This window comes from Flavobacterium odoriferum (assembly GCF_025499515.1).
In the GTDB taxonomy this organism is placed as follows: Bacteria; Bacteroidota; Bacteroidia; order Flavobacteriales; family Flavobacteriaceae; genus Flavobacterium; species Flavobacterium odoriferum.
Window position 1 is genome coordinate 40,346 of the sequence record NZ_JAMKFA010000007.1, and the last position, 15,254, is coordinate 55,599.

Sequence of the window (15,254 nt, forward strand, 5' to 3'; positions counted from 1 at the left end):
TTTTAATTTTCTTTTTAATTGCTTGTAAAACCACAAAAAAAGTCTCAGTAAAGAGACTTTGTTTCTGTTGTGTTTATTTATTTTCTAATATTCATCCTCATTCCAAAGATAATCTTCGTCTGTAGGATAATCTGGCCAAATCTCTTCCATCATTTCATAGATTTCACCTTCGTCTTCTATAGACTGTAAGTTTTCCACTACTTCTAATGGTGCTCCAGTTCTGATAGCATAGTCGATAAGTTCGTCTTTGGTCGCTGGCCAAGGGGCATCACTCAAATATGACGCTAATTCTAATGTCCAATACATCTTTTTATCGATTTAAGTTTATGCAAAAATAAATTTATTACTCAAAAAATCAAGTTTTTTTTTACTTTTTTTAATAATTTTTAAGAACGTTTATTTTTTAGTGGTCAACGATACTTTTTCTTCAATAAATAAAAGCATTGAGCTTCTTATTTAATTACATCAAAATATTACTTTAACCTACTGTTTAAAATACAGAGGATTACTTACGAGGAATCCATTGTACTTCATCAGCGTTCAAATCATGAGACAACTTTCGTGCCAACACAAAAAGATAGTCAGAAAGTCGGTTTAGGTACTTAATTACGCGTTCATCTGTCGGTTCTATGTCATTCAAATGTACTGCTAAACGCTCGGCTCTACGGCATACACAGCGTGCTATATGACAATATGACACCGTTGTATGACCACCTGGCAAAACAAAATGTGTCATTGGCGGTAAAGCTTCTTCCATGGTATCAATTTCATTTTCCAAAAACTCAATATCTGACTCAATAATACCAAGATTTTGCAAACGTGGCTGACCATTTTTCAAAGTTTCTTTTTCTGGTGGAGTTGCTAAAATAGCGCCGACAGTAAATAATCTGTCTTGTATTTCAATTAATACATTTTTGTACAAATCGCTCATGTCTTGGTCGCGAATTAATCCAATGTGTGAATTTAATTCATCAACAGTTCCATAACTTTCGATTCTGATATGGTGTTTTGGTACACGCGTTCCACCAAATAATGCTGTGGTTCCGGTGTCGCCTGTTTTGGTATAAACTTTCATTTTTAGTGTTTATAGTTTTTGGTTTGTTGTTTATTGTTTATTGTTCTTGAAGTTATTTCTTCAATTGTGTTCTATATTCTTCAATGTTTGCTTTGACTTTTGGATCCAATTCTGGTTCGGCAATATCGGTTAGCTTTTCCATTTCTTCCCAAATAATTTTTGCTACAATATATCGTGCAACACCTTTATCATCAGCAGGAATTATGTACCAAGGCGCAAAATCGGTTGATGTTTTGTTGATTGCTTCTTCGTAATATTTCATATAATCATCCCAAAGTGCGCGCTCTTTTAAATCACCAGTACTGAATTTCCAATTATCTTCTAGGTTTTCTAATCGTTTCAATAAACGTTCACGTTGTTCATCTTTACTCATGTGAAAGTAAAATTTCAACACTTTGGTTCCGTTTAACGAAATATGTTTTTCAAAATTTACCATTTGTTCCATGCGATTTTCCCAAAATTGAGGTGTAATATCCTCCACTTTTTCAATTCCTGGCAAGTTTTCAAACAAAATATATTCGGGATGTACTCGCGTTACTAATACATTTTCATAATGCGTACGATTGAAGACAGCGAATTTCCCTTTTTCGGGCAAAGCTAAATAATGACGCCATAAATAATCGTGTTCTAATTCGGTTGAATTAGGCGTTTTGAAACTATGTACCACTACTCCACGCGGATTAAATTCTTTAAAAACCTCACGAATTAAGCTATCTTTTCCACTGGTATCCATTCCTTGTAAACAAATCAAAAATGCATGACGATTGTGCGCGTACATGGCATCTTGCTTTTTAGAAAGCTTTTGTTGAATTTTATCTAAGGCTAATTCTTCTTGATCTTTATCGGTATCTATGTTTAATTTCGTAGCAAAATCGGCTAATTTAATAGTTGTTTTTACTTTAAAATCTTCAATATTTATGTTTTCCATTTTATATCGCTTTTTAATAAATGTAAAAATAGTACTTTTATGAGCAATTTCTGACTTAAAAACTTCATAAAGTTATTGGTAAAAATATGGAAAATTTCAAACTTACAAATCTCTTCACTATAAAAGGTATTGCAGCTCCGTCTGGTTTGTTGTACACACAAAATGTTTTATTTCTTATTTCAGATTCGAGTAATTTTTTGTACCAATATGACATTGATAAAAAACTTTTATTAAAATTTCCATTGATAAAAGAGGCAAAAGAAAACATAGAAAAAGCTGAAAAACCTGATTTAGAAAGCATCACGCAACATGGAAATCAGTTAATAATGTTGGGTTCTGGTTCTACCAAAAAAAGAAATTCGATGTTTACTTTAGATTTAGGTTCGGATGCTTTGCAATCACAAGATTTATCAGCTCTATACCAGAAATTAAAAGATGTTGGTTCGTTTACCGATGACCAATTGAATATTGAAGGTGCTATTTATGCGCATCAAACCATGTTACTTTTTCAAAGAGGCAATTCAAAAAATAGTCAAAATGGTATTTTTATTATCCCAAATAACCAAGAAGATGGTATTCGATTTGTGCCGATTTCGCTTCCAACATTAGATGATGTAGAAACTACTTTTACCGATGCAATTTTGGTTGGTGATAAAATTTATTTCTTGGCTTGCGCTGAAAACACCGAATCTACTTATGAAGATGGCGAAGTCTTAGGAACCATTTTAGGCATAATGCACGCGCCAACATTTGAAATTATAGATGTTCAATTATTATCGGAACATCAGAAATTTGAAGGCATTACGCTTTACAAGGAATCAGAAACCGAATTAGAATTTTTATTGTGCGAAGACAATGATACGGAAACTATAGAAGCTGAAATTTATAAATTAACGTTGAAGAAATAATTTTTTATTTACTAACCAACCATTTGAAGAAAATCTGCATCTATGTAATAAAAAGATTCCATGAAAAAACAATTAGCTATAATTATCATTTTTCAATTTCAATTTTTACTTGGTCAAAACCTTGAAAAATTTGATTCGATAGTTTTCAGATATAACTACTCATCTTCAGCCTCAAGAAAACATATATACGAAACTGAAATCACAAAAATAATTCGAATAGATGATTCATATAATATTTCAAATAAAAATATAGATTCGTCATTGATTACTAATTTATGGACTGAATTAAACACAAAAAGAGACAATTTTACTTATGACTATTTTTTATCAAAAAAATTAAATGTAAAAAAGAGCAAAATAAAAAAACATATAAACTTTTATAACCCAATACTAACGATTAAAAATAAAAAGATTACTCAAAAAATAAAAAATCAGTTAATTATTGATATTAAAAATTTGAAGAGTTTTTCAGAATTTATTGCGCATGAAAAACCAAAAAAGGAGTCACTTTATGGTAGTGTAGATGGTAGTAAAAATATTTCAATTCATTTTTTTTATAATGGTAAAAGTTCGCTTTTTCAATTTGAAACTTTTCATAATTGTGGGCAGCCTTTTTATTTGGGAGAAAAACTTATTGAAAATAAAACGGTAAATTTAGATGTTAATCAATTAATACTGGATATAATTCCAAACAAATCAAAATTCAGAAAAGAATTCAGTTATAATAATATTCTAGATAAGTACATAAATTGGTATATTTTAAAAGAATTTGAAAAAATTTAATTCCTTTCCCAACCTTTTCCCCACTTTTCTACTCTATATAAAAAAGCGAAGTCAATAACAAGTTCAATGTCAAGTTCAAGTACAAAAAGCTAAAACAAATTGAAAATTGAATTTGCACTTGAACTTGATTTTTGAAAATAAAAACATTTTATGGATGTAAAACACATACAAGGCTGCCGAAAACAACACCGCGAAGCGCAACGCTTGGTGTATGAAACTATGGCGCCAAAACTCTATCGTTTGTGTAAACGGTATTTAAAAAAGGAGGAAGAAATAGAAGAAGTATTGGCCGATGCTTTTTTTACAATATTTACAAAAATAGAACAACTAAAAGAAGACTTGGCTTTTGAAGCATGGGCACGAAAAATAACGGTGAACAACTGTCTTTTACAAATTAAAAAGAACATTAACTTTAATTTGTATTTGGAAGATGTGAGCTACAATTCGCAACCCTTAGCCGATGAAGTCACCGATTTAGAGGAAGAAGATTTGCTCAATTTACTACAATACATTCCGGATGGATGCCAAACGATTTTTAATTTGTTTGTGATTGAAGGTTATTCACACAAAGAAATTGCAGAGCAACTTGGCATTAGCGAAGGAACATCCAAATCGCAATTGAATGCGGCGAAAAGTAAATTAAAAGAATTGGTAAGAACTTTTTATTATCAAAAAGCAAAATAATCATGGGAACAGAAGAAAAATTATATAAAAAAATACAACAAGCTGCAGAAAACGCAGAGCAAAAAGACTTTCCAGGTATGGAGAAGATTTGGGCACGCGTTGAAGATAAGCTAGAAACACAAACCCTTCAAAAAGAGAAACATTTGTGGAAAAAATTAGCGGTAGCAGCATCAGTTGTTTTAGTGGGAACATTAACTTTTTTCTTACTGCAAGAAAAAGAAAATGTAATAATTCCAAAAAACACAATTACTACGATTGATTCATCGAAAAACAACATTCCAACACCTGAATCGGCAAATGGTTTAGTGAATACATCTCCAGAAATTAAAAAAGATGCGGAGCAGATTTTGCAACAACAAATCGTAATTCAAAACAACATTGTGATTAACGATACTATCAATTACAAATCGAAAAAAGAAGTTGCACTACCAACTATTGCAATGGAAGAAGTTCAAGAAGTGGCTAAAACAAGTTTGGCTCCGAGTTACAATAATAGTATGTCTAATTCAGCTTCAACGAATAATTCAGGTTATTTGGCTAAAGGAAAACGTTATGATATTACAATGAATTCGGCTGAAACTACTCAAGAAAAAGATAAAAACGCTGCTAATGATGATTTAGTAGTTATTGATGGAAAATTAACCAAAAAATCACCAAAAAATATTTCAAATGCAGATTATGAATCTGTTATTGAACTTAAAAATCCATTATACTATATCAATGGAGTCGCTTATACAGAAGAAGAATTATATGGAGAAAATCCAACTAGCCCATATGCACCATTGAGCAAACAAAATATTGACACCATTGTTGTTTTACAACCTGAAAGAGCTATTTCGATTTATGGTGATAAAGGAAAAAATGGGGTTATTATAATTACGATTAAGAAGTAAGAAATTCAATATCAAATTCAAATTATGAAAGTTATTAATTTATATATATTATTATTTATAAGTGTAAACTTAGCATTTACACAAGAAGAAAACCCAAAAACTGGTTGGAAAATTAGTGATAGAGCTATTATAAGAAATAATCAGGAAGCCATTTTTGTCATAAATGGAAATATTGTCCATAAAGAAATTATGGAAGTTATAAACCCAAAAAACATAGCATCACTGAATGTTTTAAAAAATGAAAATGCCATAAATACATATGGCGAAATTGCAAAAAGCGGCGCATTAATAGTTACCACTAAAAATATTTCTGAAAAAGAATTAAATAACCTTTACGAATTATATCCTTTTATTACAAAAGAAAATCTTCAGGAAAAAGCTTATACTATTTCAGGGGCTATTTACGATTGTGAAAAACTTGAAATTCCAGGTGCAACAATTTTAAATTTGAACACAAACAAGTCAACAACCTCAGATTTTTTTGGAAAATTTACTTTGGAAGTTCGAAAAGGAGATATATTAAAAATCGAATTAAATGGTTATAAATCAGAAAGAATAAAATTGATTCTAAAAATGACTTAGTAATTCAACTTTCAGAAAACCCAAACAATCCTAAAATTATGGTCGCAAAACCCGTAATTTATCTTTATCCAACAGAAAAAACTGAAATTGATTTACAACTGAATTTCAAAGGAAAATTACTAACTACATTTCCTAAATACGATAAAAATTGGGATGTAATAGCTGAACCAAACGGACAAATTTTTGACAAGAAAACTAATCGTTATTATAGTTCTTTATTTTGGGATGGAACCATTGACTTTTCAGATGAGCATTACAAATATGATGATGGTTTTATAGTTCCAAAGGAAAAGTTAGCTGAATTTTTAATCGAAAAATTAGAACACATTGGTTTAAACAATCAAGAAACAAATGATTTTATTCAGTATTGGTTACCCATTTTAGAACGAAATAAATACAATTTTATTCATTTCTTGATAAACGAAGAATGCGACGAAATTGCTACTTTAAACGTCAATCCAAAACCAGAAACTACTATTAGAATTTACATGGAATTTTATGGTTTAGAGAATAGAACTATAATCAAAGAACAACAACTTTCAAAAACCGAAAGAAAAGGTTTTACACTTGTAGAATGGGGTGGTGCTGATTTTAGTGGAGAAATATCTAAAGAAGATTTCTTTACAATTAATAAACTTCCTGAATATATAACTACATCACACAAAAGAAAAGATCCAAAAAACATCCAACCCTTGTATGTAATAGATAATAAAATTTCAACTAAAAAAGAATTTGACAAACTGTATCCATTTCAAATTAAAAAAATTAAAACTTTTAGTGGCAAAGAAGGAGCAGGATTATATGGGCAAGATGGTATTAATGGAGTTTTTGAAATCACCACTAAAAACCCTGAAAAATGAAAAAGTTACAATTGATTTTAACAATCTTTCTTATCTCTTTTACACTTCAAGCGCAAGAGAAAAAACAAAACGACACTATTAAAATCGAAATCAATTCAAACACTAAAACCATTTATGTTTTAGGCGGAATTGCATCAGTAATTACCAAAGAAGATTTGGCTTTTGCTAAAAAATACAATGTGCATTTTCATGATTTTGGTTGCATTGCACCCACAAATTTTGAAGAATACGAAGCTAAAAATGAATTGATTTTTGATTTTTTGAATAAAACCTATGGAATGCAATGGCAAAAAGAAATTAACCCAAGTGTTTTAGGTTTTGAAAAGTGGAAAAAGAAAGAAATATAAAAAAAGCTCCAACAGGAGCTTTTTTTATTTCTCAATCTCTTTCAAAGAATCCATTTTCTTGTGTGCTAAGAATCCTTTGATATCTTCGAAATGTTCTTTTACACGTTTGTTACCGAATTCAAAAACTTTTTCTGCCAATCCGTCAAGGAAATCACGGTCGTGAGATACCAAGATTAAAGTTCCATCAAAATCACGTAAAGCATCTTTGATGATGTCTTTTGTTTTCATATCTAAATGGTTTGAAGGCTCATCTAAAATCAGAAGATTTACGGGTTCTAACAATAATTTAATCATGGCTAAACGTGTTTTTTCTCCTCCAGAAAGTACTTTTACTTTCTTTTGAATATCATCACCTTGAAACATGAATGCTCCCAAAATATTTTTTATTTGTGTACGAACATCTCCAACGGCAATTCTATCAATCGTTTCAAAAATAGTAGCATTTTCGTCTAATTGAGCGGCTTGATTTTGAGCAAAATACCCAATTTGAGCATTGTGACCAATTTCTACAGAACCTCCATTGATTTCAATTTCTTTCATAATGGCTTTAATCATGGTTGATTTACCTTCACCATTTTTCCCCACGAAAGCTACTTTTTGTCCACGTTCGATAACTAAATTCGCATCTTTAAAAATTAGTTTATCTCCATACGATTTTTCTAAATCTTTAACAATTACAGGATATTGACCAGAACGAGCTGATGGTGGAAATTTCAATTTTAAAGCCGATGTATCAATTTCATCCACTTCAATAGGAACAATCTTTTCTAACATTCTAACACGCGATTGCACTTGTTCGGTTTTAGAAAAAGTTCCTCTAAAACGTTCAATAAACGCTTGATTATCGGCAATGAATTTTTGCTGTTCTTCATACGCTTTTTGTTGGTGAACACGTCTGTCTTTTCGCAATTCTAAATAATGAGAATATTTAGCTTTGTAATCGTAAATTCTTCCCATTGTAACTTCGATAGTACGATTGGTGATATTATCAACAAATGCTCTATCGTGCGAAATTACCATAACTGCTTTGGCTTGCGTAATCAAAAATTCTTCCAACCATTCGATACTATCCATATCTAAGTGATTCGTTGGCTCATCCAAAAGAATTAAATCGGGTTTTGTTAAAAGGATTTTTGCTAATTCAATACGCATTCTCCAACCACCAGAAAACTCTTTTGTAGGGCGATTGAAATCTTCTCTTTCAAATCCTAAACCTTTTAATATTTTTTCAACTTCAGCTTCATAGTTTACTTCTTCAATTGAATAATATTTTTCAGATAATTCCGAAACTTTTTCAATCAATTTCATGTACTCATCACTTTCATAATCAGTACGAACAGTCAATTGCTCATTGATTTCGTCGATTTCTTTTTTCATATTCAACACCGATGCAAATGCTTTTGATGTTTCTTCCATTACAGTACAATTATCTTCGGTTAATAAATGCTGTGGTAAATAAGCTATAACAGCATCGCTTGGCGCCGAAATAACACCGCGAGTTGGTTTATTTGCCCCAGCAACAATTTTTAAAAGCGTAGACTTTCCTGCTCCATTTTTACCCATTAGGGCAATTTTATCGGTTTCATTAATGGCAAAAGTTACTTCGCTAAAAAGAGTGGTTCCGCCAAATTCTACGGCGATGTCGTTTACTGTAATCATTTTTTAAAGTAAAAAGTTAGAAGTAAAAAGTAAAAAGTCTTTTTACTAAAATTTTTGAAGGTGCAAAGATAGGTTAATTAGTGAATTTGACAATTAAGAATTTATCATCAAAATAAAAAAAGCTCCTGTAAAACAGTAGCTTTATAATTATTATTGCTCTTGAATTATAAACTCATTCTAAATTCTTCTAAAACTGGACTAATTTTTCCGTAATAGCGTTCGTCTACAAATAATTCTACTGCTAAATCTGTATTACCAAAACCTGCCAATCGAGCTGATTGTAAATTGTCTTTTTTTAGAACATCAACACCAACTGCTTCAATTTTTTGCTTTAATGTTTCGGCTAAAATCTCACTTCCCGAAAAAACTTTCATCATTCCCATAACTATCTATAATTTATTCTTCTGATTCGAAGAAAAGTGGTTCAATCATTATTCTGTCTGCTAAAACTTCTACTCTTTCGGTAATTTGAGAACAGAAAAACAAACGTTGTGTTTTTTCAGCACTCATAGAAAGTCGTTGAATAATAGAATCCTCGCGTTTGCGCAACATTTCTTCTACATCATCAACCACAAACATTTTAATGGTATTCATATTAAATCCCGCAGAAGAAAACATTTCATTGATTCGAATTGGCGTTCCAATTAAAACATCCATTCCTAATGAAATTTGGTTTTTATCGTAATCCATATCGCCTTTTTCATGCACTCCAAAAACACGTAAATTTGTGTAATGATTTAGTTTTTTGAATTGCTCAACTGCTTCCAAAACTTTTTCTTTGTCCTGAACCAAAACCAAAGCACGTGTACTTTCACCCACTGGTTTTTCCATTCTTTGGATGACATTCAATAAAATAGTAGTAGTTTTTCCAGAACCATTTGGCGATTGAATAACCGCATCAACACCACTTTTAATGGTTGAAAATGTTTCTTGTTGTAACTCATTCGCTTCAATAAAATCGTTTTCAATTAACGCTTTCTGAAGGTTGGGGTTTATTTTTTTTAATTGCATTTTTATTTAGTAATTAGTGAAGAGTGATTATTAATTAGCAAACTATTCACTAATTACTAATCATTTTTCACTTGGTATTATTTACTCGCAAATAATTGCACGTCTTGTTCCGAAATTTCGTTGCCACCTAAAATAATTAGACGTTCTACAACATTTCGTAACTCACGGATATTTCCGGTCCAATCGTATTCTTGTAATAATTTTATCGCTGATTTGGAAAAGCTTTTTACTGCATTTCCTTGTTCTGAAGCTATTTTTGCAGCAAAGTGTTCAATTAATTCTGGAATATCATCTCTTCTATCGTTTAAAGCCGGAACTTTGATTAAAATTACCGCTAAACGATGATACAAATCTTCTCTAAATCTCCCTTCCTCTATTTCTTTTTTTAAATCTTTATTGGTAGCTGCAACCACACGAACATTGACTTTAATGTCTTTGTCTGCTCCTACTCTTTGAATTAAATTTTCTTGTAACGCACGTAAAACTTTAGCCTGAGCTGATAAACTCATATCGCCAATCTCATCTAAGAAAATGGTTCCGCCATCAGCCGCTTCAAATTTTCCAGCTCTGTCTTTTACAGCTGAAGTAAAAGCACCTTTTACATGACCAAATAATTCACTTTCAATCAATTCAGACGGAATAGCGGCACAGTTTACTTCGATTATAGGAGCAGATGAACGCTCGCTTCTTTCATGTAATTGATGCGCTACTAATTCTTTTCCAGTTCCGTTTGGACCTGTTATTAAAACTCGGGCATCGGTAGGAGCAACTTTCTCAATCATAGTTTTAATATGATTGATAGCTTCACTGTTTCCTATCATTTCGTAGTTTTTAGAAACTTTCTTTTTCAAGATTTTGTTCTCTACTACCAATTGTTTTTTATCTAATGCATTACGAACCGTATTCAACAAACGATTCAAATCAGGTGGTTTTGAAATGTAATCAAAAGCACCTAATCGCATGGTATTTATTGCTGTTTCCAAATCTCCATGACCAGAAATCATGACCATTGGAATTTCAGGCTTGATTTTTTTTACAGCTTCTAATACCTCAACACCGTCCATTTTTGGCATTTTGATATCACAAAGAATTAAGTCATAATCTTCATTTTTGACTTTTTCTATTCCTTGCAAACCATCTTCCGCTTCTTCAACTTTATACGAATCATTTTCTTCGGAAAGTATTTTAGTTAATACTCTTCGAATTGCTGCTTCGTCTTCTATGATAAGGATTTTACTCATTATTATGTTGTTGGTTTAATATTTCAACCATTTATATAATTCTTTCCAAGTTGGTTTTTTTCCGTACATTAAAATACCTACTCGGTAGATTTTTGCCGCAAACCAGACTACAAAGATAAACGTTCCGTACAATAAACCTATAGAAAGTAGTAATTGCCATAACGGAACTCCAAATGGAATACGCATGAGCATCACAATTGGCGATGTTAATGGAATTATAGAAAATACAGTTGCTATTGTGCCATGAGGATCATTTATAACCGTGAAAAATCCGATGTAAACACCCAAAATTAAAGGCATTATTATGGGTAATAAAAACTGTTGCGAATCGGTTTCTGAATCTACTGCTGCTCCAATTGCTGCATAAAACGAACTGTACAAAAAGTAACCTCCAATAAAATAAATAATGAATGAAATAATTAATGTAACTAAAGGTAAATTGGTAATTTCATTAAAATACATTTGTAGTTTAGCCACTTTATCAACATTACCTGCTGCTTCCATCATTTCTGGCGACATAGTTGAGGAAGCGCCCATTTGCAATCCTAAAAATGTGGAAGCAATAAAAAACAATAATGTTCCAACAATTGCCCAGATTAAAAATTGTAAAATTCCAGCTAAAGAATTTCCAATAATTTTTCCCATCATTAATTGGTATGGTTTTACCGAAGAAATAATGATTTCAATAATTCTTGACGTTTTTTCTTCGATAACACTTCGCATTACAAAATTGCCGTAAATAACTATAAACATCATAATTAAGTAACCAAACAATCCTCCAATAGCTACTTTAATTTCGTTTAAGCCTTTTAAACTTTCTTCACCCGAAAATTTTGAAAGTTTTAAGGAAGAATCAGCTTTGGCTTTATCAATTTTTTCTGCATCAAAACCCAATACTTTTAAATTTTCTTGTGTAATTACAGAATCAATAACTTCTTCAACATCTGAAATAAAATCTAAACTTGGACTATCTTCTGAAATATATTCTACTTTTTCCTTTAAATCCTGAACCGAAGTTACTTTTGGAATGTAAAGCAATCCTTCATAGCTTTTACTTGCAGTATCTTTTGCAATTTTGAATGGCATTGCTGACAAATCGGTATAATTAGTATACTTGTCGTTTTTGAATTCTTTTTTGAGCAATCCTGCTTCGTCATGAATAGCTATTTGTGTCACCGAATCTTTATTCATAGTAGATAAATAACCCACAAGAACAGCCATACCAACAAATAAAAGCGGACTTAAAAAAGTCATTACGATGAACGATTTATTACGCACTTTGGCAATAAATTCTCTTTTTATAATTAAGGATAATATGCTCATGATTATTTGCTTACAGTTTGAATGAATATATCGTTTACACTTGGGATTTTTTCTACAAAATGGGTAACTTGACCAAATTGAGACAAAATAGAAAGTAATTCGTTTGAATTGTGTTGACCTAAATGTACTTCTAATTTTAAATCATCATTTAATGATTTGAAATTGGTTTGACTTATCGTAAATTTTTGTGTCAAATGCACCATCAATCCTTCGATATTATTGGTTAACACGCCCACTTGAAACGTATTAGAACGGTATTGACGTTTTACATCTTCTAACTTTCCTTCAATTAATTTATTTGATTTGTGAATTAAAGCAATGTAATCACACATTTCTTCAACCGATTCCATTCGGTGGGTTGAAAATATGATAGAAGTTCCTTTTTTATTTAATTCAATAATTTCGTCTTTAATTAAATTGGCATTTACTGGATCAAATCCTGAAAAAGGTTCATCTAAAATTAACAATTTTGGTTGATGTAAAATCGTAACAATAAACTGAATTTTTTGTGCCATTCCTTTTGAAAGCTCTTGGATTTTTTTATTCCACCAACCTTCAATTTCAAACTTTTCAAACCAATATTTTAATTGCTTTTTTGCTTCTTCATAAGGCATTCCTTTTAACTGAGCCAAATACAAACACTGCTCTCCTACTTTCATAGTTTTATACAAACCACGTTCTTCGGGCATATAACCTATATATTGAACATGTTCGGGCTTGAGTTTTTCTCCATCTAACAAAACCACACCGCTATCTGGCATTGTGATTTGGTTAATGATACGAATTAAAGTTGTTTTTCCTGCTCCATTTGGCCCAAGAAGTCCATAAATACTTCCTTTTGGAACTTGCAACGAAACATTGTTTAGGGCTGTATAATCGCCATATTGCTTGACTACATTTTGTACTTCGAGAATATTGCTCATAAAAAGTGATTTTGTTTGTTTAATTAGTAGCGAAAAACTGCATTTTGTTACAAAAAAAACCCACCCTTTATTGCTAAAGGATGGGAAAAATTGCTATGAAAAAGAAAAACTCACTCTCCTAAGAAAGTGAGTTTCAAATGTATTAATATTTATTTAATTATGAAAACATATCTTTAACTTTTTCAAAAAAAGATTTGTCTGACTTTTCTGGTTTCGGAATAAAGTTTTCATCTGTAAGCATTTTCTCAAAAAATTGCTTTTGTTCTTTGTTTAATGTTTTTGGTGTCCAAACGTTTACATGAACTAGTAAATCTCCGTTTCCATAGGCGTTTATACTTGGAACCCCTTTACCTTTTAATCTCAATATTTTACCCGATTGAATTCCTTCTTCCAACTTGATACGTACTTTTCCTGAAACAGTATCAATTTCTTTGGAAAATCCTAGAGCGGCTTCTGCAACACTGATATATAAATCGTAATGTAAATTTTCGCCTTCACGTTTTAAAAATTCGTGTTCGATTTCTTCGATAGCAACAATTAAATCCCCTGGAATACTATTGCTCCCTGGTGCTTCATTACCTTTTCCGGCAACTTTTAATTGCATTCCATCAACTACTCCTGCCGGAATTTTGATTGAAACGGTATCTTCTTCTAACAACATTCCTTGCGCATCTGCACCAGCAGGTTTTTGATCCAAAATTTGACCAGAACCACTACAAGTATGACAAGTAGTTGCCGTTTGCATTCTACCTAAAATCGTATTAGCAACTTTCATAATTTGTCCTGAACCATTACAAGTTGGACAAGTTCTATAAGTTACACCTTTAGCCTGAACTTTACGTTTTACTTTGACTTTCTTTTCAACTCCGTTAGCAATTTCTTCCAAAGTTAATTTCACTTTGATGCGAAGGTTACTACCTTTTACTCTACGTTGACCACCGCCACCGCCAAATCCAGAAAATCCGCCACCACCAAAAGCACCACCAAAAATATCACCAAACTGGCTGAAAATATCATCCATGTTCATGTGCTGACCACCACCAAATCCGCCACCATCAAAAGCTTGATGACCATATTGATCATATTTAGCTTTTTTATTAGCATCGCTTAAAACTTCATAAGCTTCTGCAGCTTCTTTGAATTTTTCTTCCGCCTCTTTATTGCCTGGGTTTTTGTCAGGGTGAAATTCGATTGCTTTCTTACGATATGCTTTCTTAATTTCTTCTGGTGTAGCATTTTTTGAAATGCCTAATATTTCGTAAAAATCTTTTTTCATTACATCTTGTATTATAATATGTAGAAAAAGACAAGTCATAACTTGTCTCTACGGTAAAAATTATTGTCCGATTACAACTTTAGGGAAACGAATAATTTTGTCACCTAACTTGTACCCTTTTTCAATTACGTCAACAATTTTACCTTTTAATTTATCATTTGGCGCTGGAATTTGTGTAATAGCTTCTGCAAAATCAGCATTAAAAGCGTCTCCTGCTCTCACTTCTACTTCTTCCAAACCTTTTGAAACTAAAGTACTTCTTAATTTATCATGAATCAATTGTACACCTGTTACTAATGCTTCATCATCAGACTTAGAAACTTGTGCCCAGGCTCTGTCAAAATCGTCTAAAACTGGCAACATGGCTTGTAAAACTTCTTGATTTGCTGTTTTAAACAAATCGATACGTTCTTTGGCAGTTCTTCTTTTATAATTTTCAAATTCAGCAAAAAGACGTAAAAATTTATCTTTTTCATTGCTTAATTCTTCTTGCAATTGCTCTTCTACCGATAATTCTGGTGTTGGAATTCCTTGAGTTTCTGAAACATTTTCTTCATTAATGTTCTCCTTTTCGATGTTTTCAGTACTTTCTTGATTCATATTTTTGAATATTTTTTTAAACATTTTTACTTTAGTAAATGGGATTGCAAATGTATTGCCAAATGTTTAAAAATGTCAAATTGTCAGCCAAATTTATTTGAATTAAAATTTTAGCAAGCTTTTAAGACAATTTAAAAATTCGATTTATTAAGTTTGTGAGA

18 protein-coding genes are annotated in these 15,254 nt (G+C 31.4%); 7 read left to right on the top strand and 11 right to left on the bottom strand.

The window, feature by feature from the left end; genetic code table 11:
- Positions 1-84: 84 nt before the first annotated feature.
- The 3 genes from M9Q43_RS06035 to M9Q43_RS06045 form a co-directional block, all read right to left on the bottom strand.
- Positions 85-306, bottom strand: coding sequence for a DUF2795 domain-containing protein (locus tag M9Q43_RS06035; protein WP_073580416.1), 222 nt, complete (start codon positions 304-306; stop codon positions 85-87).
- Between the two features lie 199 nt (positions 307-505).
- Positions 506-1,075 (bottom strand): cob(I)yrinic acid a,c-diamide adenosyltransferase, encoded by a 570-nt coding sequence (locus M9Q43_RS06040; protein WP_262318063.1) that lies wholly within the window; start codon positions 1,073-1,075, stop codon positions 506-508.
- Positions 1,076-1,127: 52 nt separating this feature from the next.
- A complete protein-coding gene (locus M9Q43_RS06045; RefSeq protein WP_262318064.1) occupies positions 1,128-2,003 on the bottom strand; it encodes a PPK2 family polyphosphate kinase in 876 nt (291 codons plus the stop codon).
- Between the two features lie 86 nt (positions 2,004-2,089).
- Here M9Q43_RS06045 and M9Q43_RS06050 point away from each other — a divergent pair, with 86 nt between their 5' ends.
- The 7 genes from M9Q43_RS06050 to M9Q43_RS06080 all read left to right on the top strand — a co-directional run bounded on the left by M9Q43_RS06050 (position 2,090) and on the right by M9Q43_RS06080 (position 7,060).
- Positions 2,090-2,911: a DUF6929 family protein gene (locus M9Q43_RS06050; protein ID WP_262318065.1), complete on the top strand. Its 822-nt coding sequence runs from the start codon at positions 2,090-2,092 to the stop codon at positions 2,909-2,911.
- A 60-nt stretch (positions 2,912-2,971) separates the two neighbouring features.
- Positions 2,972-3,694, top strand: a complete 723-nt coding sequence (locus M9Q43_RS06055) for a hypothetical protein (RefSeq protein ID WP_262318066.1) — start codon at positions 2,972-2,974, stop codon at positions 3,692-3,694.
- Between the two features lie 150 nt (positions 3,695-3,844).
- Positions 3,845-4,378, top strand: a complete 534-nt coding sequence (locus M9Q43_RS06060) for an RNA polymerase sigma factor (RefSeq protein WP_153200905.1) — start codon at positions 3,845-3,847, stop codon at positions 4,376-4,378.
- Positions 4,379-4,380: 2 nt separating this feature from the next.
- Complete coding sequence (locus M9Q43_RS06065; RefSeq protein WP_262318067.1) at positions 4,381-5,271, top strand: hypothetical protein; 891 nt, start codon at positions 4,381-4,383, stop codon at positions 5,269-5,271.
- Between the two features lie 24 nt (positions 5,272-5,295).
- Positions 5,296-5,853: a carboxypeptidase-like regulatory domain-containing protein gene (locus M9Q43_RS06070; RefSeq protein ID WP_262318068.1), complete on the top strand. Its 558-nt coding sequence runs from the start codon at positions 5,296-5,298 to the stop codon at positions 5,851-5,853.
- A gap of 38 nt (positions 5,854-5,891) precedes the next feature.
- The gene (locus tag M9Q43_RS06075; RefSeq protein WP_262318069.1) at positions 5,892-6,713 is read left to right on the top strand and encodes a hypothetical protein; all 822 of its coding nucleotides are present in this window, start codon (positions 5,892-5,894) and stop codon (positions 6,711-6,713) included.
- On the top strand, positions 6,710-7,060 hold the full coding sequence (locus M9Q43_RS06080; protein ID WP_262318070.1) for an FEKKY domain-containing protein: 351 nt from the start codon (positions 6,710-6,712) through the stop codon (positions 7,058-7,060). The genes M9Q43_RS06075 and M9Q43_RS06080 overlap by 4 nt, the downstream gene beginning before the upstream one ends.
- A gap of 24 nt (positions 7,061-7,084) precedes the next feature.
- Here the strand turns inward: M9Q43_RS06080 and M9Q43_RS06085 are convergent, their stop codons facing one another.
- The 8 genes from M9Q43_RS06085 to M9Q43_RS06120 all read right to left on the bottom strand — a co-directional run bounded on the left by M9Q43_RS06085 (position 7,085) and on the right by M9Q43_RS06120 (position 15,117).
- Entirely contained in the window at positions 7,085-8,719 is a 1,635-nt protein-coding gene (locus M9Q43_RS06085; protein ID WP_262318071.1) for an ABC-F family ATP-binding cassette domain-containing protein, read from the bottom strand.
- 164 nt (positions 8,720-8,883) lie between these two features.
- A complete protein-coding gene (locus M9Q43_RS06090) occupies positions 8,884-9,102 on the bottom strand; it encodes a DUF2007 domain-containing protein (protein ID WP_153200897.1) in 219 nt (72 codons plus the stop codon).
- A gap of 13 nt (positions 9,103-9,115) precedes the next feature.
- Positions 9,116-9,730 carry a DEAD/DEAH box helicase gene (locus tag M9Q43_RS06095; protein ID WP_262318072.1) on the bottom strand — a complete coding sequence of 205 codons (615 nt, stop codon included), beginning with the start codon at positions 9,728-9,730 and terminating at the stop codon, positions 9,116-9,118.
- A 77-nt stretch (positions 9,731-9,807) separates the two neighbouring features.
- On the bottom strand, positions 9,808-10,971 hold the full coding sequence (locus M9Q43_RS06100; protein ID WP_262318073.1) for a sigma-54-dependent transcriptional regulator: 1,164 nt from the start codon (positions 10,969-10,971) through the stop codon (positions 9,808-9,810).
- A 15-nt stretch (positions 10,972-10,986) separates the two neighbouring features.
- Positions 10,987-12,294, bottom strand: coding sequence for an ABC transporter permease (locus M9Q43_RS06105; RefSeq protein ID WP_262318074.1), 1,308 nt, complete (start codon positions 12,292-12,294; stop codon positions 10,987-10,989).
- A 2-nt stretch (positions 12,295-12,296) separates the two neighbouring features.
- The gene (locus tag M9Q43_RS06110; protein WP_262318075.1) at positions 12,297-13,217 is read right to left on the bottom strand and encodes an ABC transporter ATP-binding protein; all 921 of its coding nucleotides are present in this window, start codon (positions 13,215-13,217) and stop codon (positions 12,297-12,299) included.
- A gap of 157 nt (positions 13,218-13,374) precedes the next feature.
- The gene (dnaJ, locus tag M9Q43_RS06115) at positions 13,375-14,493 is read right to left on the bottom strand and encodes a molecular chaperone DnaJ (RefSeq protein WP_262318076.1); all 1,119 of its coding nucleotides are present in this window, start codon (positions 14,491-14,493) and stop codon (positions 13,375-13,377) included.
- A 60-nt stretch (positions 14,494-14,553) separates the two neighbouring features.
- A complete protein-coding gene (locus M9Q43_RS06120) occupies positions 14,554-15,117 on the bottom strand; it encodes a nucleotide exchange factor GrpE (RefSeq protein ID WP_262318077.1) in 564 nt (187 codons plus the stop codon).
- Positions 15,118-15,254: the final 137 nt, after the last annotated feature.

What these genes read in the sequence shown, in the direction of transcription:
- M9Q43_RS06105 (WP_262318074.1), bottom strand. Translation starts at nt 12,294, where the DNA reads ATGAGCATATTATCCTTAATTATAAAAAGAGAATTTATTGCCAAAGTG.
- M9Q43_RS06080 (WP_262318070.1), top strand. Translation starts at nt 6,710, where the DNA reads ATGAAAAAGTTACAATTGATTTTAACAATCTTTCTTATCTCTTTTACA.
- M9Q43_RS06100 (WP_262318073.1), bottom strand. Translation starts at nt 10,971, where the DNA reads ATGAGTAAAATCCTTATCATAGAAGACGAAGCAGCAATTCGAAGAGTA.
- M9Q43_RS06070 (WP_262318068.1), top strand. Translation starts at nt 5,296, where the DNA reads ATGAAAGTTATTAATTTATATATATTATTATTTATAAGTGTAAACTTA.
- dnaJ (WP_262318076.1), bottom strand. Translation starts at nt 14,493, where the DNA reads ATGAAAAAAGATTTTTACGAAATATTAGGCATTTCAAAAAATGCTACA.
- M9Q43_RS06095 (WP_262318072.1), bottom strand. Translation starts at nt 9,730, where the DNA reads ATGCAATTAAAAAAAATAAACCCCAACCTTCAGAAAGCGTTAATTGAA.
- M9Q43_RS06065 (WP_262318067.1), top strand. Translation starts at nt 4,381, where the DNA reads ATGGGAACAGAAGAAAAATTATATAAAAAAATACAACAAGCTGCAGAA.
- M9Q43_RS06120 (WP_262318077.1), bottom strand. Translation starts at nt 15,117, where the DNA reads ATGTTTAAAAAAATATTCAAAAATATGAATCAAGAAAGTACTGAAAAC.
- M9Q43_RS06060 (WP_153200905.1), top strand. Translation starts at nt 3,845, where the DNA reads ATGGATGTAAAACACATACAAGGCTGCCGAAAACAACACCGCGAAGCG.
- M9Q43_RS06045 (WP_262318064.1), bottom strand. Translation starts at nt 2,003, where the DNA reads ATGGAAAACATAAATATTGAAGATTTTAAAGTAAAAACAACTATTAAA.
- M9Q43_RS06035 (WP_073580416.1), bottom strand. Translation starts at nt 306, where the DNA reads ATGTATTGGACATTAGAATTAGCGTCATATTTGAGTGATGCCCCTTGG.
- M9Q43_RS06040 (WP_262318063.1), bottom strand. Translation starts at nt 1,075, where the DNA reads ATGAAAGTTTATACCAAAACAGGCGACACCGGAACCACAGCATTATTT.
- M9Q43_RS06110 (WP_262318075.1), bottom strand. Translation starts at nt 13,217, where the DNA reads ATGAGCAATATTCTCGAAGTACAAAATGTAGTCAAGCAATATGGCGAT.
- M9Q43_RS06075 (WP_262318069.1), top strand. Translation starts at nt 5,892, where the DNA reads ATGGTCGCAAAACCCGTAATTTATCTTTATCCAACAGAAAAAACTGAA.
- M9Q43_RS06050 (WP_262318065.1), top strand. Translation starts at nt 2,090, where the DNA reads ATGGAAAATTTCAAACTTACAAATCTCTTCACTATAAAAGGTATTGCA.
- M9Q43_RS06055 (WP_262318066.1), top strand. Translation starts at nt 2,972, where the DNA reads ATGAAAAAACAATTAGCTATAATTATCATTTTTCAATTTCAATTTTTA.
- M9Q43_RS06085 (WP_262318071.1), bottom strand. Translation starts at nt 8,719, where the DNA reads ATGATTACAGTAAACGACATCGCCGTAGAATTTGGCGGAACCACTCTT.
- M9Q43_RS06090 (WP_153200897.1), bottom strand. Translation starts at nt 9,102, where the DNA reads ATGGGAATGATGAAAGTTTTTTCGGGAAGTGAGATTTTAGCCGAAACA.